Genomic DNA, 18,597 nt, shown 5'->3' on the forward strand with positions numbered 1-18,597 from the left:
GGAGCTCACAAAAGGCGCAGAAAGTGGGGCGGCTCAGGCGGTGGCCAACGGGGCTTTTTCGCTGACGACCCGTCCGCCCTCCATGCGCACCAACTGGTCGGCGACATCGAAGTAACGGTCATCGTGGGAAATGACGATGATGGTCTTGCCCAGGTATTTCAGCTCCGGCAGCAGCTCGGTGTAGAAAATGCGCCGGAACACCGGATCCTGGTCGGCCGCCCACTCGTCGAACACCAGCACCGGGCGTTCTTCGAGCCACGCGTTCAACAGCGCCAGGCGTTTGCGCTGGCCGGTCGACAGGTCGGTGGTGGTGAAAGCGCCGTCGCGGATGCTCACCTTGTGCGAGATTTCCAGGCGTTCGAGGTATCGGCTGGCGTCTGCGGGAACGTTCTGATCGCCCTGCACCAGTTCATCGAACAGGTAGTAATCGGCAAATATCGTGGTGAACAACTGGCGATAATCGTCGCGGTTTTTCGCCAGTACCGGCTCGCCGTTGAGGATGATTTCACCGCCCTGTGGCGCATACAGACCCAGCAGCAGTTTGATCAGCGTGGTTTTGCCGCCGCCGTTTTCGCCGACGATGAACACAATCTCGCCTTGGGCAATCGACAGGTTGACCGGGCCGAGGGCGAACGGCGTGCTGCCGTCCACCGCCGGAAAGGCAAGATGCACGTCGCGCATTTCCAGGTGCTCGACCAGCGGTTTGGCCGCGTCTTTGTCGCTGAGCAACAAGTGCGGTTCCGGCGACGAAAACTGCTCGGCGAGGTCGGCAATGCGCTTGAACGCGATGTTGGCGCGGCTGACCACGGGCAGGGTGGTCACCAAATATTCCATCGGGCCTTTCATGTACAACAGCACCAGCACAAAACCGCTGAGCACCGCTTTGTCAGTGCCCAACCAGAACGATTGCAGGGCCAGCGCCAGACCGATTACCACGAAAAACAGCATCGAGCCGAGGGTCTTCGCGACCACAAAAGTGTTGACCGCGCGGATGTGCGTATTGCAGATGAAGTCGGCGGTGCCTTCGATGCGCTGGCTGAACATGCGCTGGCGGCGTGGACGATGGATGCGCAGTTCCTTGGCCCCGGCGGCAATCGCGCTGTAGTGTTTTTGCAGTTCGTCCTCGGCTTCGCGAGCGGCCTGGAAACCCTTGATGCCCTTGGCCCGCGCCACGTATTGCAGAGCAGTGCCGATGGTCAGCGCGACCAGCAGCAAGGCAAACATCGGCAGCGACAAATACGCCAGGTAGCTCAGGCAGCCGAGGGTCACGGTGAACGCAATCGCCAGCGGCGCGAACGAGAAAGCGAAATCGCTGACGGTGTCGACGTCGTGGGTCAGCACCGGAATCAGTCGATAACTGCGAAAGCGTTCGATCTGTTCGATTGGCGCCAGCAGGACTTTTTCACCCAGCGATTTTCGCAGGCCGGCAATGATGTGCTGGCCGACATGGTTGGTGCCGATGTCCGACAGAATCTGCGTGGTCAACGCGACCACGCACAGCCCGACAAACACCGCCAATGCGCGCGGTGACGGGCTGGTGGCGGCGTTCAGCGCGTCATTGATGGTCGCCAGCAACGCGGTGATGCTCAGGCCACCGAGCATGCCGAGCAGGATCGACACGACAACGATGAACCGGAAAGGCTTGAGCAGGCCGAGGACTTCACTGAAGGCGCCGCGCGATTTTGAGGTCATGGAAGTTTTCCGCTTCAAGGGCCGCAATGGGCAATGGTTCAAGAGTTTGGCTGCTTGAAAGACGAAACCCGTGGGCGGCGATTTAGCCGCGCACGGGTTTGTTGCAGGTCATGCGACAGGAGGTGGGGGCCTCACAGATCCCGAGCGACGCGAAAGCCGATCCAGTCGCCGCGGGTGTCGGTGTAGGTCGCGTTGCGGTTGCCCGAACGCGAGAACACCGGCGCTTCGCCCCAGTCATTGCCGCGGATGCGCCGCACTTTGCAATCGCCGGTCAGCCAGGCACTGCCGTCGCTCGGTGCGCCAAGGTAGTTTTCGTTGTAGCAATCGGCGGTCCATTCATAGATGTTGCCGTGCATGTCGTACACGCCGAACGCGTTGGCCGGGAAGCTGCCGGCCGGCGCGGTGAAGTTGTAGCCGTCGGCGGCGCCGTAGGTGTTGGCGTGTTTGGCGATGCTGTATTCCTTGCCTTCATCGAACGGGAAGGGGAACGGCCCGCTGCTGCCGGCGCGCGCGGCGTACTCACGCAGGGATTCGCTGACCAGTCGGTAGGTTTTGCCGGATTTTTTCGACAGCCATTCCACGTAGGCGTTGGCCTCGGGGAAGTCCATGCACACCGCTGGATGTTTGGCCGTGCGCTCGTAGCGCGGCACGCCAGCCTTGCACTCGCGGCCGGGGCGCGTATCGCCATCGGGCATCACGTAACCGGTGTCGCGCAGATAGGCGTCCCACTCGCCGGCCAACACTTGGAAGCGGCTGATGGCCAGCGGTTTGGCGAAGGTCACTGGGTGCAACGGACCTTCATCCGGCTCGCGTCCGACTTCGTTGTCCGGCGTGCCCATGGTGAAGGTGCCCGTGGGCAGGACGACCATTTCCGGGCAGTCCTTGCAATCCTTGAACACCTTGCCCGGTTGCGCCGGTTCAGCGGCCTGGGCGACGCCCGGCAGCAGGCTGGCGACGGCGGCTAAGGCCAGTGCGGGGAGCGTCTTCAGGGAAAAACTACGCAGCTCACTGTTCATCATCTCTCTCGATACAAAGATAAAAGGCAAAGGTAAAAGGAGTCGGGTGGGGCGGGCACCGCCGGTGCGTCTTACACCCCTGTGGCAGGGGACTTGTGTGGCGAGGGGGCTTGCCCCCGTTCGGCTGCGCAGCAGTCGCAAAACCATCGCATGCGGTATGCCTGATGCACCGCAGTCGTGGGTTCTGGGAGCGCTTCGGGGAGCGCTTCGCGCTCCAACGGGGGCAAGCCCCCTCGCCACACAAGCCTCTCGCCACACACGCTCGCTCCTGGCGCATGTTTAGCCGAGCTGGGTGCCGAGCAAGACCATGAAACGGTCGATTTCGGCTTCGGTATTCAGCAGCCCCGGAGCGGTGCGGATCACCGGCCCGACATCGCGGTCCACCGCATCGGCGACCACGCGGTTCTGCATCAGGTAAGCGGCGATCTTGTCGGCGTCCTTGCCCTTGACCCGGAAGAAACTGAAACCTGACGACAGCTCGCGGCTCAGCGGCGTGACCAGCTCGATCTGCGGATGCGCCAGCAGGCGTTTTTTCATGTAGTCGTTGAGCGCGTGGATACGCGCCTGCACGTCAGCCTTGCCCAATTGCAGATGCAATTTGAACGCCTCATTCAGCGCCCAGCGGTGCTCGAACGAGTGATAACCGCCGGGCGTCATGGTGGTGGAAAACGCCGTGGCTTCGGAGAAGGTCGGAATGATCGGCGTGACGTATTTGACCTCGGCGCTGCGGCTGCAAACGATGCCGGTGCCGCGCGGGCCGAACATCCATTTGTGGGTGCCAGCGATAAAGAAGTCGCAGTTCATGGCCGGGAAACTCAGGTCCTCGACGCCAAAACCATGCACGCCGTCCACCAGATAAATGATCCGGTCCTGATCGCTGCGGCCACGGTTGTGCTTGTCCACCAGTGCGCCGATCTCGGCGATCGGGATTTTCACGCCGCTGCCCGATTGCACCCACGTCATGCCCAGCACCCGCGTTTCGGGTTTGATGCTGCGGTCGATAGCCGCGAGGATTTCTTCCTTGCTGACGGTCTGCGGGTTTTCGAACAGTTTGATCTTGCGCACCTTGGTCCCGTCACGCTGGGTGCGCAGGGCAAGGATGGTGTGCGTGGCGTAGTGTTCGTGGACGCTGGTGAGGATTTCCTGATCCGGGCGCACGTGCACGCCGCCATAAATCATCGCCAGGCCCTCGGTGGTGCTGCCGGTCAGCGCGATCTGTTTGGCGTCGGCCTGCAAGTAGCGACCGGCCCACACGCGCACGTCTTCTTCGCGTTGCTCGATCACCCCCAAGTCCCAATCCATCGCCAGTCCGGGGTTTTTATCGAGGGCTGCGCGGTGCATTTCGATGGCCTCGCGCACCGGTTTGGGGTGCGAGGTGATGAGGAAATTGGAGAAGTGCAGGTAGTCCGGATCCTGGTCGAACAACTGGCGCAACTGCGCCCATTTGTTCCGGGGCAGCGGCGCCGGCAGGGCGTTGTGCGGGTTATTGGCGAGGGTTGCATTGGCGCTGCGGTGCAGGCCGGCAGTCAACGGCAGGCCAGCGGCGAGGATGCCGGCCTGTTTCAAAAAGGTTCGACGATCACTCATGGCTTGCTCTGGTCCTGCTGCGAGATTTGCGCCGGTCTGGCGGCTTTTTGTACCTGGTCCCAGACACGCAGGAAGTTGCCGCCCCAGAGCTTGGCGATGTCCGCTTCGGAATAGCCGCGCGACAGCAGTTCGGCGGTCACGTTGCGAATTTCGCTGACGTTTTCCCAGCCCTTGATGCCGCCGCCCTCGTTGAAGTCAGAGCTGATGCCGACGTGGTCGATGCCGATCTTGCGCACGGTGTATTCGATCGCGTCGCCGAAGTCCTTCAGGCTGGCCTTGGGTTCTTCCTCCAGAATCGCATAGAGGCCACTGGCGTACTGGCCGAACTTTTGCTCGGACCACGCCGAGATGATCGGGTCACCCGGCATCAGCGCCATCGCCAGGTTCGGCAGCGGCGGCAGGTCGAAGCGTTTGCGCAGGTCGTTGAGTTTGTCCTGGGTGGGTTGGGTCAGCGGTTTCAGGTATTGCGAAAAACCGACAATCTGCACCACGCCGCCGCTGTGCTTGATCAGTTGCAATTCTTTGTCGCTGAGGTTGCGCGGTATATCCACCATCGCCCGCGGTGCCGAGTGCGAGGCCACCAGCGGCGTGCGGCTCAGTTGCGCGACTTGCTCCAGGGCCTTGGTCGACATTTGCGAAACATCGATGATCACCCCGAGGTCATTCAGGCGCTTGACCGCCTGTTTGCCCAGATCCGAGAGGCCGTCGAGCGCGTCTGGCGAATCGTTCAGAAACGGCAGCGGACGCGACGAGTCGGCCCAGTCGTTGTTGCCGATGTAGCTGAAGCCGAACATGCGCATGCCGCGCGCCGTCCACAGGTCCAGCAGGTTCAGGTCGTGGCCCAGCGGGTAGGCGTTGAGCATGCTGATGAAAATCGCGAACTTGCCTTCACCGTGCAAGCGACGGAAATCGTCGGGGGTGTAGGCGATGGCGACCTGATTGGGGAAATCGCGAACCATGCCGGTGATGATTTTGTAGCGGATCTCCTGCTGGTTGCGGGCCTCCTCGACAAATCCGGCGGTAGGCTTGTGCGGCGCGTTCGGGCCGTTCCACATTTCCGGCCAGCCGAAAATCGTCAGGGCAGCGCCGGATAGGTGCCCGCGATTGGCTTTGACCAGGTCGAACTGGCCTTCGCCATCCTTGTCGGCCTCGTTGCCTTGGGTGCCGAAGTTTTGCATCAGGCTGATGTGGCTGTCGAAGGACAACATGCGTTCGTGCAGCTCGTCGGCCTGTTTCATTACCTTGACCGGGTAGCCGGGGTTGTCCTTGAACCAGTGATTCCAAACCGCAAAACCGGCACCGGCGCTGATCGCCAGGGCCAGCGGCAGGCCGATGTAAAGAGCCTTTTTCGAACGTGGTTTTGTCATTGCCGTCTCAGTCAGGTTCGCCGCCCCGGTGCCAACGCAGGGGCCTTTGCTATCTGGGATGAACGAGTGGCTGGGGCAAGAATTTAGGTGTTTGTTCGGGCCTCTTCGCGGGCAAGCCTCGCGCTTACAGCCAAGCGCTTAAATTTGTCCTGCGGTTGAACGTTCTAGCTTGGATAAAGCCTGCTTCATGGCTGACACAGGTAGGGCAATGACGATTTCTCGACGATGGTTCATGGCGGGCCTGGCGCTGACCGGCGCCGCCGTGCCTGCGGCTTATTATGGGCATCGCGAATGGACCAGACCGGACCCGACGATCACCCCCGGCGAGGCAACTGTCGATCTCGCGGATACGGCCGGCCAGCACTTGGCGAACTCGCTGCGCGGGGTTTGGGATATCCGGTTTGACGGGGCGCAGCCGGGGCTCGACGGGTTGCCGTTGCAGGGCTTGCAGCTGTTTCTCGACATTGCCCAGCGTGGCCGGGGCTTGCGCGGCTGCGTGGACACTGCGCAGCAGTTGCGCAGCGACGGCGAACCGCGTTATCGGGTGATCGGTGATCTGCTGTCGAGCAAACCCGGCGAGATTTACTGGCGCCTGGTCGATACCCAATCGGCCAACGGCGCCGCTGCGTATGAATTGGCGGTCACCCTTGACGAAGTCTGGGCGGATTTCGGCAATGCCGGCAGTGGCACCCTCAGCGGGCGCTTGTTGCGGTTGGACCGGCCGCTCGGTTTGCCGGCGCTGGACAGCCAGTTTGTCGCGCACAAATGCCTGTTCCCTGAAGCGCGCGAACGCACCGGCCTCAATCCGACATTGCTGGCGTGGCTGACGTCGCCGGAACATCGTTTGTTCCACCAGTTGTGGCACGCCTCGCGGGACAAATGGCACACCCTTTCCGAGGACAAGCGCGGGGCGTTGCGCGGCATTGGCTGGCAGCCCGGCCCGCGCGACAAGGAGCGCGATGCCCGCGGCCCGCGCAAGGATCGCAATGGCTCGGGTGTGGATTTTTTCTTCATGCACCGCCACATGCTCGGCACGGCGCGCTCGATGCAGGACTTGCCATCCTGGCCGAGTTTTCCGATGCCGCAGCCGGAGCTGGAGCGCGACCGTCAGGGTTTCGCACGTTATTTCGATAACCACGACGGCGCCTCGCTGCCGCCGACCTGGCTGGCCAGCGAGGACGCCGATTACACCCAGTGGGTCAGTGACATCAAGACCGCCGAGACCTATCACAGCAACTTTCAGGTCTGGGAATCGCAGTACCGCGATCCGCGTTATCTATCGAAGTTGACGTTGGGGCAGTTCGGTTCGGAAGTCGAACTGGGCCTGCACGACTGGCTGCACATGCGCTGGGCGTCGGTGCCGCGCGATCCGTCGAATGGGCAACCGGTGCCGTTCGCCAGGGACCCATCGGACTTTTCCGCGCGCTGGTTCGGGGCGGAAAATGATTTTCTTGGCGACCCGTTTTCTTCACATGTAAGCCCGGTGTTCTGGCACTTCCACGGCTGGATCGATGATCGACTGGAAGACTGGTTCCGCGCGCACGAGCGCTTTCATCCGGGCGAGGTCACGCGGCTTGAGGTCAATGGTGTGCCGTGGTTCGCGCCGGGCCGTTTCGTTGAAATCGACGACCCGTGGCTCGGCCCGAGCACCCACGGCTGCAGCACCACGCCGGGGTTGCAGGCCGGCAAGAGCGTGGAAATGGACCCGGAAACCATGAAGCTCGCACTGCGCATCACCTTCAGCGAAGACGACAAAAAACTCGCCAGCCTGTTCCGCCGCGTACCGCAACGCCCGTGGTATGCGCGTCACCTGAAAGTCCGGCAGCGGCAGGTCTGAGTTCCGCGTTACGAGCGGGCTCACTCCCACAGGGGATTTTCAGCGTTCACAAATAATGTGTGCGCCACAAATCCAAATGTGGGAGCGAGCCTGCTCGCGATGGCGGTGTGTCAGACGCCAGAGATACTGGATGTGATGGCCTCATCGCGAGCAGGCTCACTCCTACAGGGGATCTCCAGCGTCCACAAATAATGTGTGCGCCACACATCCAAATGTAGGAGTGAGCCTGCTCGCGATGGCGGTGTGTCAGGCGCCAGAGATGCTGGATGTGACTGCCCCATCGCGAGCAGGCTCACTCCCACAGGGGATCTTCAGCGTTCACAAATAATGTGTGCGCTACAAATCCAAATGTGGGAGCGAGCCTGCTGGCGATAGCGGTGTGTCAGTCGCCAGAGATGCTGGATGTGCCTGCCTCATCGCGAGCAGGCTCACTCCTACAATTGATCTTCAGCGTTCACAAATAATGTATTCGCCACAAATCCAAATCTGCTCGCGATGGCGTCCTTGGCTTTACAACGCCTGCCAGCCGCCGCCGAGTGCCTTGTACAGTGCGATGCTTGCTTGCAGCCGCGACAACCGCAGTTGCACATTCAAATCCTGCGCGGCGTACAGCGTGCGCTGTGTCTCAAGCACTGTCAGCAAATCCTCAGCGCCTTCCTGATAGCGGTTCTGCGCAATGTTGAAGGCAGTTTGCGCCTGGCTCAGTTCTTCACTCTGCCACCGCCGTTGTTGGTCCAGCCCGTCAATGCTGTTCAGGGCTTTTTCGACGTCGGCGAAGCCATTGATGATTGCCCCGCGATAGATTTCCAGCAGTTCTGCCTGACGCGCCGTGGCTTTGTCGCGTTCGGCGCCGAGGCGGCCGTTGTTGAAGATCGGCGCCGCCAGCCCGGCAGTGAGGTTGTAGAACGGACTGCGCAACAGCTCGGCGGCGATGTTTGACCCTGAACCGAGACTGGCGCCGAGGGTCACCGCCGGCAGCATCGCCGCGCGGGCAACAGTGACGTCAGCTTGGGCGGCGGCCAGTTGCGCCTCGGCGCGGGCAATGTCGGGGCGACGGCTGAGCAACTCACTGGGCACGCCTGTGCCGATCACTGGCCACTGCAGTTGATCGAAAGATTCGTCGATCGTCGCCAATTCCTGCACCGGCAAGCCGAGCAGGGCGGCGAGGCTGATCAGCGCGTCCTGGGCCTGTTGCTGCACCGTCGGCAGTTGCCGCTGCTGCGCCGCGACCAGGCTTTTCTGCTGCGCCAGTTCCAGCGCCGTGGCAGAGCCCGAATCAAAGCGCGTTTGCACCAGCTTCAAAACGCTCTGGGCGTTGGCCAGATTGAGTTCGGCAATGCGTTTTTGCTCGCGTAACGACAACGCTTGCGCATAACTGTTGGCGACGCCGCTGAGCAACGTCAGCTCCACCGTCGCCTGATCAAATTCACTGGCCTTCAGCGCAAACTTCGCGCTGTCACGTGAGGCGCGCTGGCCGCCCCAGAAGTCGATTTCGTAACTGGCGCTGAGGTTGGCATCAAAGTAATCGACGGCCTTGTCGTTGTTGTCGACATCGAGCTGGCTGTAGCCATTGCCGCGTAACAGTTTTTGCCGATTGGCATTGGTCCCGGCCTTGATCTCCGGCAACTGCGAACCACCGGCAATCACCGTGCTCGCCTGCGCCTGACGCACCCGAGCGACCGCTGCCGCCAGGTCAAAACTGCCGACTTGCGCCTGTTCGATCAGACGATTGAGCTGCGGGCTGCCGAACTGCGTCCACCATTGCCGATTGCTCTGCGCGGTGCTTGGGCTGTGCGGCGATTGCCATGCGACGGGCGCCGTCACGCCGCTGTCCGGGCGCGGGGCAGGGCTGGCGCACGCGCCAAGCAGCAGGCAAAGGGTCAAGAGACTGAGTTGCGCTTTCATAGATCGATCATTCACTGGTAAGGGCCGTGACCGGGTCGAGCCGGGCAGCTTTGCGGGCGGGCATGAAGCCGAAGACAACGCCGGTCACCAGCGCGCAACCGAAGGCGCCAAACACCGCCATCAAGGAAAACGCCACGGCGACTTCGCTGAGCACCAGCACGCCGCCGACGATCAACGCCAAAGCAATTCCGGCCAACCCGCCAACCACCGAAAGCATCACCGCTTCAGTCAAAAACTGCCGCAGGATGTCGCGCTGACGAGCGCCGGTGGCCATGCGAATGCCGATTTCGCGGGTGCGTTCGCGCACGGTCATGAGCATGATGTTCATCACGCCGATGCCGCCCACCAGCAGCGAAATCGCGGCAATCGAGCCGAGCATCAGTGACAAGGTATTCTGCGTGCGCGCTTCGGCCTGAATCATCGCCGCGTTGTTGGTCAGTTCGAAATCCTGCTTGCCGTTGTGCAGTTGCAGCATCAATTGTTTGATCGCGGTTTCCGCTTCCTTGACCTTGCGCGCGTCGGCGGCGGCAATCACCACGTATTCCGGATCGTGCGTGCCGAACAGACGCACGCTGGCCGCCGAATAGGGGATGGCGATGCGGTTGTCGCTGTCGGAATCGCCGGAGCTGGCGCCTTTCTCCGCGAGCACTCCAACCACTTGGAACGGCACGTTTTCGATCAGGATGTATTGGCCGATCGGGTTGGCGACATCCTTGAGCAATTTGGTCCGGACCTTGTGTCCGATCACCGCGACGGCGGCGGCGTTGCGTTCGTCGGCGTCAGTGAAATAGCTGCCCTGAACCACCGGCCAATTGAAGATCTGCGGGAAATTGGTGTCATTGCCGCCGACGTAACTCAGGTGGTCGACGTTGCCGAAGCGCACCCCCGCTTCCGCACCGTTGACCGGCATGATCCGCCGCACCTGCGGCAGGCTGGTCAGCGCGGCAACGTCGTCGAGGCTGACCACGCCGGGCGGCGTGCGCGGGTTTGGCGCCGAGCCGTTCAGGTAAATAATGTTCGAACCGAACGCGCCCATTTGCGCCATGACCTGGCGCTTGCTGCCTTCGCCGACCGCCAGCATCACCACCACCGACGCCACGCCGATGATGATCCCGAGCAACGTCAGGGCGGTGCGGAACCGGTTGATCCACATCACCCGCCACGCCGCTTGCACGGCATCCACCAGCTCGCCTTTCCAGGCGCCCGTGGCTTCGGCACCTTCGCTCAGGCGCTTGCGCAAATCCACCGCTTGCAGCGCGCCGGGGTTGGCCGAAGTTTGCGCTGCCGGGTCGTCGCGGGCGCTGTCGCTGATGATCAGGCCGTCGCGGATTTCGATGATGCGTTTGGCCCGCGCCGCGACTTCGCGGTCGTGGGTGATCAGGATCACCACGTGGCCCTGGCTCGCCAGTTCGTCGAGCAAAACCATCACCTCGGCGCCGCTGTGGCTGTCGAGGGCACCGGTCGGTTCGTCGGCGAGAATAATGTGGCCGCCGTTCATCAGCGCGCGAGCAATCGACACCCGTTGCTGCTGGCCGCCGGACAATTGGTGCGGACGGTTGCCGGTACGCGACGCGAGGCCGAGGCGGTCGAGCAGGGCGGCGGCGCGGGTGTGACGCTCGACGGCGGGCAAACCGGCGTAGATCGCCGGCATCTCGACGTTTTCCTGGGCCGAGCCCGACGGGATCAGGTGATAACCCTGGAACACAAACCCGAACGCTTCGCGGCGCAGCCAGGCCAGTTCATCGCTGTCGAGCCCGGCGACGTTTTCCCCGGCAAAGCGATACTCGCCGGAGGTTGGGCGGTCGAGGCAGCCGAGGATGTTCATCAGGGTCGATTTGCCCGAGCCGGAAGCGCCGACAATCGCTACGAACTCGCCGGCATGAATCGCCAGATCGATGCCGCGCAATACGTGAACTTCGGGTGAATCGCCGCCGCCGTAGGCTTTGCGGATGTCCTGCAGGTCGATCAGTGGCGTCTGCATTCAGCCGCCACTCCCGTCAGCCGGGCCGATCAACAGGTGATCGCCTTCCTCGAGGCCATCGACAATCTGCACCTTCAGCCGATCGCTGATGCCGGTGCGCACTTGCCGGGGTTGAATCGCGCCGTTTTTCGCGACCACTTGTGCGGTCTGGATGTTGGTCTGAGAGCTGGTCTGAGAGCTGGCCTGTAGCGCGGCAATCGGCGCGGTGAGGACATTTTTTGCCTGGTCAGCGACGAAGAATATTTGCGTGGTCATTTCTGCCATCAGGGCGTTGTCGGCGTTATCGACGTCGAGCAACACCGTGTACAGAACCACGCGGCCCGTGCCGCTTTTACTCGAACTGGCCGGGCTGCCGCCGCCCTGGCTGGTCTGGTCGAGCGGTTTCGGCGGGATCGGCAGAATCTGCCGCACCGTGCTGTTCCAACGCCGGTTGCCGCCGCTGAGGGTGGTGAACCACGCGGTCATGCCCGGTTTGACGTGGCCGATATCCGCCTCGGAAACCTCGGCCCAGACGGTCATCGGCGACAGTTTGGCGATGCGCAGAATCAGCGGGGTTTGCTGCTGCGCGTTCAGCGTCTGGCCTTCGCGGGCATCGAGCGCGACAACTGTGCCGCTCATGGGTGCATAAATGCGCGTGTAGCCGAGTTCGGCCTGATCGCTGCGCAAACTGGCCTGCGCTTGGCGAATCTGCGCCTGAAACATGTCAACCCGCGCCTGCGTCGCACGCAATTCGGCCTGAGCGGTTTGCACGTCTTCGGCGCGGGTGGCGCCGCCGGCCGCGAGGTTTTGCTGGCGCTGGAATTTCTGCCGCGCGAGTTCGTGCTGAGCCTTTTGCTCTTGCAGCTGCGCTTTGAGGTTGTCGATGGAGAAGCGTCCGGCGTCGAGTTTGGCCTGTTGGGTGGACGGATCGATTTCCACCAGCAGGTCGCCTTCCTTGACCACGTCGCCAACTTCCACGTGAATCTTCTGGATCTGCCCCGACGCCTGGGCGCCGACATCGACATAACGCCGCGGTTGCAAGGTGCCGAGCGCCGTGACGCTGCTTTCTATATCGCCGCGACTGACTTGCACCGTGGCAAATTGATCACGGCCCGGCGGCAGGATCTGCCACGCGGCAACGGCGATGACAGGGATCAGACACAGTGCAACAAGCAAGGCGCGTCGTGCGGTGCGGGGACGTTTCATGCAGGGTTCCGGCCAATGGAAATCGGCCCGTCGCGCAGATGACGCACACAATCAGGCGACAGCTGGGCGCTGCCGCAGGGCGACAGAGACGGGGAGCTGTCCTGTAAACGATGAAAGCAGCGACAAATTTAGCGCTGCCCGCGCCCAGCGGTTGGCGGCAAGTTGTCGGGCAAATCGAAACAACACTTTAAATCTATATGAGAATTACTATAAATTACGCACCTCGAACTGCCACTATCGTGCCACTGCCTGTTTTGGCTGGCGAAAATGTGGCTCAAGGACAGAAAACCGCACCCGTGCGGCCGGGAGTCATGTTGGAAAACTACTATCGCGAGCTGGTGTGTTTCCTGAACGCCAAGCTGGGCAACCGTCAGGTCGCCGAAGATGTGGTGCATGACGCTTATGTGCGAGTGCTGGAACGTTCCAGCGAAACGCCGATCGAGCAGCCCCGGGCCTTCCTTTATCGCACTGCGCTGAATCTGGTGATCGACGATCATCGGCGCAACTCGCTGCGCCAACTCGAATCGCTGGACGTGCTCGACACCGAAGAGCGCTATTTCACCCCATCGCCGCATACCAGTCTCGATCACGGCCAGCGCCTGGCCATGTTGCAGCGCGCCTTGGCGGAATTGCCGGCGCTGTGCCGCGAAAGCTTTTTGCTGCGCAAGATTGAAGGCCTGTCGCACCCGGAGATTGCCGAGCATCTGGGGATTTCCCGCGCACTGGTCGAAAAACACATCGTCAACGCCATGAAACATTGCCGCGTGCGCATCAAGCAGTGGGACGCCCACTGATCTCTTCTCGCTAAATTTTTTTTCATTGTCCTCGTTCCTAATCAACAGACGACTTGCCGCGCTGCTCAAAGCCGACCGGGTCACATAGGCTTCCTCCCCTTGTTGAGGGGTTCATCCAGAGGACACTGGAAATGACACAGGCAATTGCATCGCCCATCGTTCACGACCTGATCGGCATCGGTTTCGGCCCATCGAACCTGGCGCTGGCCATCGCCCTGCAAGAGCGCGGGCCGATTCAGGGTGAGCTGGATGTGCTGTTTCTCGACAAACAGGCCGACTACCGCTGGCACGGCAACACCCTGGTAACGCAGAGCGAATTGCAGATTTCCTTCCTCAAGGACCTGGTGACCCTGCGCAACCCGACCAGCCCGTATTCGTTCGTCAATTACCTCAAGCACCACGGGCGCCTGGTGGACTTCATCAACCTCGGCACTTTTTATCCGTGCCGCATGGAGTACAACGATTACCTGCGCTGGGTCGCCGGCCAGTTTGAAGCGCAGAGTCGTTACGGCGAAGAAGTGCTGACCATCGAGCCGGTGCTGCACAACCAGCAGGTCGAAGCGCTGCGCGTGATTTCGCGCGATACCCAAGGCCAGCAACACGTGCGCACCACCCGTTCGGTGGTGGTCAGCGCCGGTGGCACGCCGCGTATTCCCGAAGCGTTCAAGGCGCTCAAGGATGACAGCCGCGTGTTCCACCACTCGCAATACCTGGCGCAAATGGCCAAGCAGCCGTGCGTGAACAATCAGCCGATGAGCATTGCGATCATCGGCGGCGGGCAGAGCGCGGCGGAAGCCTTTATCGATCTGAACGACAGCTTCCCGTCGGTGCAAGTGGACATGATCCTGCGCGGCTCGGCGCTGAAACCGGCCGATGACAGCCCGTTCGTCAACGAAGTGTTCTCGCCGGAATTCACCGACCTGGTGTTCCAGCAGGCCAACAGCGAGCGCGAGCGGCTGGTCAACGAGTACCACAACACCAACTATTCGGTGGTCGACATTGACCTGATCGAGCGCATCTACGGCATCTTCTATCGGCAGAAGGTTTCCGGGATTGCCCGTCACGCGTTCCGCACCTTGACCACTATCGAGAAAGCCACCGCCACCGAGCGCGGGATCGAGTTGGCGGTGCGCAACAACGCCACGGGTGAAGTGTCGGTTCGGCATTACGACGCGGTCGTGCTGGCCACCGGTTATGAGCGGCAGATGCACCGCAAACTGCTGGCGCCGCTGGAAGAATATCTGGGTGAATTTGAAGTTGATCGCAACTACAAGCTGATCACCGACGAGCGCTGCAAGGCTGGCATTTACATGCAGGGCTTCTGCCAGGCGAGTCATGGTCTGAGCGACACCTTGCTGTCGATCCTGCCGATTCGCGCCGATGAAATTGCCGGCTCGCTGTACGAACACGACAAATCCCGCGGCAAGGTGCGTTCGGTGAAGGATCTGTTGTTGGCGACTGCCAGCTGAACCCCAATCCTGATCGTTCCCACGCTGCATTCCCGCGCAGAGCGTGGGAACGATCATCCTGAACCCTTCCTGAAGAACCCTCAAATTCTCCCGACCCCCCCGCCACAGAGCATTTACTCCCCGAAAATCGCGGCGTAAGCTTCGCCCGTTTTCATCCATTAGCGGAGACCCACAGTGGGTACTTGTTCGAGTGACAGTTGTCGGCCGGTTGCAGTAACCGGCATCTACTCGGCAAGCTGACGCGCAGGTTTTCGCTGCCGTTGCCTTGCTGAAAAGCGAGCAGCGGCATGCTGTTCACGGCCAGTTGCGGTCCGTGGCCCAATGCCCCTCTCATCGACACGTAATCGTGTGATGCGCGACGTCCCCGTCGTCATCGCCGCGACTCAACACGCCTGCTCGACGGTTTCCCGGCTGACCCTGGGGGGCAACTGCCATGAACCTGATCATGCTCAAGGAATTCTTCGCCGGATTCCTGCGTAACCGCCATATAGCCCGGCACTTCCGACGCCTGGCGTTACTGGAAAGCTTCACCGACACCCGCGTCGGCCGCGACATGCCGCCGACCCTCGCGCACACCCTGTTGAACGCGGCCAACAGCGACGCCGCCCAACTGCTCGAAGCGCTTGGCAGCGGCGACGACGGCTTAAGCGCGGCCCAGGCCGAAGCGTTGCGCGCTCAATGCGGGCTGAACGAAGTCGAACACGAGCAGCCGCTGCCGGTCTGGGTGCACCTATGGCACTGCTACAAAAATCCGTTCAATTTGCTCCTGAGCTTGTTGGCGCTGGTCTCCTGGCTGACCGAAGACCTCAAAGCCGCGGTGGTGATTTTCTCCATGGTGGTGCTCTCGACGTTGCTGCGATTCTGGCAGGAAGCCAAATCCACTCAGGCCGCCGATGCGCTCAAAGCCATGGTCAGCAACACCGCGACCGTGCTGCGTCAGGGCGCGCCGCGCAGCGAATTGCCGATCAAGCAGTTGGTCCCGGGCGACCTCATCGTGCTGTCGGCCGGCGACATGATTCCAGCCGATTGCCGGGTGCTCAGCGCCAAGGACCTGTTTGTCAGTCAGGCGGCGATGACCGGCGAATCAATGCCAGTGGAGAAATTCGCGCACCAACAGAACGGCGCAACGCTCAACCCCTTGGACCTCGACACTATCCTGTTCATGGGCACCAACGTGGTGTCCGGCGCAGCCATCGCGGTGATTGTCACCACCGGCAATCGCACCTATTTCGGCGCGTTGGCGCAGCGCGTCGGCGCCACCGACCGCGCGCCGACGTCGTTCCAGAATGGCGTGAACAAAGTCAGTTGGTTGCTGATCCGTTTCATGTTGGTGATGGCGCCGCTGGTGTTGTTGATCAACGGTTTCACCAAGGGTGACTGGATGCAGGCCTTGCTGTTCGCGCTGTCGATTGCGGTCGGCCTGACCCCGGAAATGCTGCCGATGATCGTCACCTCGACCCTGGCCAAAGGCGCGGTGTTTCTGTCGCGCAAAAAAGTCATCGTCAAACGCCTGGACGCCATCCAGAACTTCGGCGCGATGGACGTGTTGTGCACCGACAAGACCGGCACCCTGACTCAGGACAAAATCTGCCTCGCGCGGCATGTCGATGTCTGGGGCGAAGAGTGTGATGAGGTGCTGGAAATGGCCTACCTCAACAGTTACTACCAGACCGGCTTGAAAAACCTGCTCGACGTGGCGGTTCTGCAACACGCCGAAGTACAGCGCGAACTGGCGGTGGCGACGGCGTTCGCCAAGGTCGATGAAGTGCCGTTCGATTTCACCCGGCGGCGCATGTCGGTGGTGGTCGCCGAACACAATCGGCCGGAGCATTTGCTGGTGTGCAAAGGCGCGGTGGAAGAAATTCTCGCCGGTTGCACGCGGGTGCGCCATGGTGCTGACGATGAGCCGCTGACGGATGAGGTGCTGGCGCAGATTCGCGCAGTGACGGCGTCGTTCAACGAAGAAGGTTTGCGCGTGGTCGCGGTCGCCGCGCGGCAGACGCCGAAGGAGCAATCGGTGTACAGCGTCGCCGATGAGCAACAGATGACCTTGATCGGCTATGTCGCGTTTCTCGATCCGCCCAAGGAAAGCACCGCGCCAGCCCTGCGTGCGCTGGCCGAACACGGCATCGCGGTGAAGGTGCTGACGGGCGATAACGAACTGGTCACGGCGAAGATCTGTCGTGAAGTCGGGCTCGAACAGCAAGGTTTGCTGCTGGGCCGCGACGTCGAAGGCATGAGCGACGCCGAACTGGCGATTGCCGTGGAGCGCACCAACGTCTTCGCCAAACTGACGCCCGCGCACAAGGAGCGCATCGTCCGTTTGCTCAAGGGCAACGGTCACGTCGTCGGTTTCATGGGCGACGGCATCAACGATGCGCCGGCGCTGCGGGCGGCTGACATTGGCATTTCGGTGGACAGCGCGGTGGATATCGCCAAGGAAGCGGCGGACATCATCCTTCTGGAAAAGAGCCTGATGGTGCTCGAGGAGGGCGTGCTTGAGGGACGGCGGACCTTCGCCAACATGCTCAAGTACATCAAAATGACCGCCAGTTCGAACTTCGGCAACGTGTTCTCGGTGCTGGTCGCCAGTGCCTTTATCCCGTTCCTGCCGATGCTGCCGATGCACCTGCTGGTGCAGAACCTGCTGTATGACATTTCGCAGATCGCCATTCCGTTCGATAACGTCGATGACGAGATGCTGAAACAACCGCAACGCTGGCAGCCGGCGGATGTCGGGCGCTTCATGCTGTTTTTCGGGCCGATCAGTTCGATCTTCGACATCAGCACCTTTGCGCTGATGTGGTACGTGTTCGACGCCAACAGCGCGCAGCACCAGACCTTGTTTCAATCCGGCTGGTTTGTCGTCGGGTTGCTGACCCAGACGTTGATCGTGCACATGATTCGCACGCCGAAGATCCCGTTCCTGCAAAGCCGTGCGGCGATGCCGTTGCTGGTGATGACCGCAATCATCATGGCGTTCGGGATTTTCCTGCCGATGGGGCCGCTGGCGCATTACTTCAAACTGCAGGCACTGCCGCCGCTGTACTTCGTGTTTCTGCCGCTGATATTGCTCGCCTACATGGCCCTGACGCAGGCCGTCAAAGGCTTCTACATCCGCCGGTTCGGCTGGCAATAGGCGCGGAATGCCGCCGGGGACGCTCCGCGTTGCGCTGTGCAGGTAACGCAGGGCGTCACGATCTGAAGTGAGACGGCAATTTTAGGAAAAGTCCTACAGAACAAGCGCCAAGTGTTCCGTAGCCTTGCCTCCTCACGAAATTGCCACCTCCCTGAGGCCAACGATGCCGAACAAAGCCTTAAGAATCCTGATTGCCGACGAGCAACATTTTCATCGGATGAAAATCGAGCGGCTGTTCAATGCGCTGGGCTATTACCGCGTGGCCCCGGTGCAAAGCCTGGAGGAAATGCTGACGGTGGTCGAATACGGCTGCGAGCCGTTCGATCTGGTGGTCATCAATGCCTCAATGGCCGGCGAAACGTTGGGCCTGCACGGGTTTCTCCTCGACAACCCGCAGGTTCGTCATGCGCTGGTCTACAACGCCCAGGCACGGCGCTCGCCAATGCCTGTCGCGGGGCAGGGGAAAGTCCAGGTCAGTCACGCAGTCCTGCCTGATCAGGTCGGCATTCTGCGGTTAATGGCGGCCATCGATCCGCCGTGCAAAGACGCTGATCAACCCTGGCTCACCGAACTGTACAAATCCCAAATGCGCCTTGCCGTTCGTCGGAACTGTCAGTTCTGACAG

General features: G+C 61.5%; 12 protein-coding genes. 5 read left to right on the forward strand and 7 right to left on the reverse strand.

From position 1 onward, the window contains the following. Window positions 1–33: 33 nt before the first annotated feature. The 4 genes from BLU01_RS22855 to pvdM form a co-directional block, all read right to left on the reverse strand. A complete protein-coding gene (locus BLU01_RS22855) occupies window positions 34–1,692 on the reverse strand; it encodes a cyclic peptide export ABC transporter (protein ID WP_092279741.1) in 1,659 nt (552 codons plus the stop codon). Between the two features lie 131 nt (window positions 1,693–1,823). Beyond that, window positions 1,824–2,708, reverse strand: coding sequence for a dihydropyoverdine dehydrogenase (gene pvdO / locus BLU01_RS22860; RefSeq protein ID WP_092279743.1), 885 nt, complete (start codon window positions 2,706–2,708; stop codon window positions 1,824–1,826). Window positions 2,709–2,987: 279 nt separating this feature from the next. After that, entirely contained in the window at window positions 2,988–4,295 is a 1,308-nt protein-coding gene (gene pvdN / locus BLU01_RS22865; protein ID WP_092279745.1) for a pyoverdine-tailoring periplasmic protein PvdN, read from the reverse strand. Beyond that, window positions 4,292–5,662, reverse strand: a complete 1,371-nt coding sequence (pvdM, locus tag BLU01_RS22870; protein WP_092279747.1) for a pyoverdine-tailoring dipeptidase-like protein PvdM — start codon at window positions 5,660–5,662, stop codon at window positions 4,292–4,294. Before pvdM ends, pvdN begins: the two co-directional genes overlap by 4 nt. A 208-nt stretch (window positions 5,663–5,870) precedes the next feature. On the opposite strand from pvdM, the gene pvdP reads away from it, so the two are divergent. Next, window positions 5,871–7,499, forward strand: a complete 1,629-nt coding sequence (gene pvdP / locus BLU01_RS22875) for a pyoverdine maturation tyrosinase PvdP (RefSeq protein WP_092279749.1) — start codon at window positions 5,871–5,873, stop codon at window positions 7,497–7,499. Window positions 7,500–8,009: 510 nt separating this feature from the next. Here pvdP and BLU01_RS22880 read toward each other — a convergent pair. The 3 genes from BLU01_RS22880 to BLU01_RS22890 are packed head-to-tail and all read right to left on the reverse strand — an operon-like array spanning window position 8,010 to window position 12,570. Next, window positions 8,010–9,404 carry an efflux transporter outer membrane subunit gene (locus tag BLU01_RS22880; protein ID WP_092279751.1) on the reverse strand — a complete coding sequence of 465 codons (1,395 nt, stop codon included), beginning with the start codon at window positions 9,402–9,404 and terminating at the stop codon, window positions 8,010–8,012. A 7-nt stretch (window positions 9,405–9,411) separates the two neighbouring features. After that, window positions 9,412–11,385: a MacB family efflux pump subunit gene (locus BLU01_RS22885; protein ID WP_092279753.1), complete on the reverse strand. Its 1,974-nt coding sequence runs from the start codon at window positions 11,383–11,385 to the stop codon at window positions 9,412–9,414. Beyond that, the gene (locus BLU01_RS22890; RefSeq protein WP_092279755.1) at window positions 11,386–12,570 is read right to left on the reverse strand and encodes an efflux RND transporter periplasmic adaptor subunit; all 1,185 of its coding nucleotides are present in this window, start codon (window positions 12,568–12,570) and stop codon (window positions 11,386–11,388) included. It abuts the gene before it with no gap. A gap of 311 nt (window positions 12,571–12,881) precedes the next feature. Here BLU01_RS22890 and BLU01_RS22895 point away from each other — a divergent pair, with 311 nt between their 5' ends. The 4 genes from BLU01_RS22895 to BLU01_RS22910 all read left to right on the forward strand — a co-directional run bounded on the left by BLU01_RS22895 (window position 12,882) and on the right by BLU01_RS22910 (window position 18,594). Continuing rightward, window positions 12,882–13,364 (forward strand): sigma-70 family RNA polymerase sigma factor, encoded by a 483-nt coding sequence (locus BLU01_RS22895; RefSeq protein ID WP_109503110.1) that lies wholly within the window; start codon window positions 12,882–12,884, stop codon window positions 13,362–13,364. Between the two features lie 131 nt (window positions 13,365–13,495). Beyond that, entirely contained in the window at window positions 13,496–14,833 is a 1,338-nt protein-coding gene (locus BLU01_RS22900; protein WP_092279757.1) for a lysine N(6)-hydroxylase/L-ornithine N(5)-oxygenase family protein, read from the forward strand. 433 nt (window positions 14,834–15,266) lie between these two features. After that, a complete protein-coding gene (gene mgtA / locus BLU01_RS22905; protein WP_092279759.1) occupies window positions 15,267–17,972 on the forward strand; it encodes a magnesium-translocating P-type ATPase in 2,706 nt (901 codons plus the stop codon). Window positions 17,973–18,135: 163 nt separating this feature from the next. After that, complete coding sequence (locus BLU01_RS22910; protein ID WP_092279761.1) at window positions 18,136–18,594, forward strand: ANTAR domain-containing protein; 459 nt, start codon at window positions 18,136–18,138, stop codon at window positions 18,592–18,594. Window positions 18,595–18,597 lie beyond the last annotated feature (3 nt).

Origin of the sequence: Pseudomonas prosekii (genome assembly GCF_900105155.1) — a bacterium.
Lineage (GTDB): Bacteria > Pseudomonadota > Gammaproteobacteria > Pseudomonadales > Pseudomonadaceae > Aquipseudomonas > Aquipseudomonas prosekii.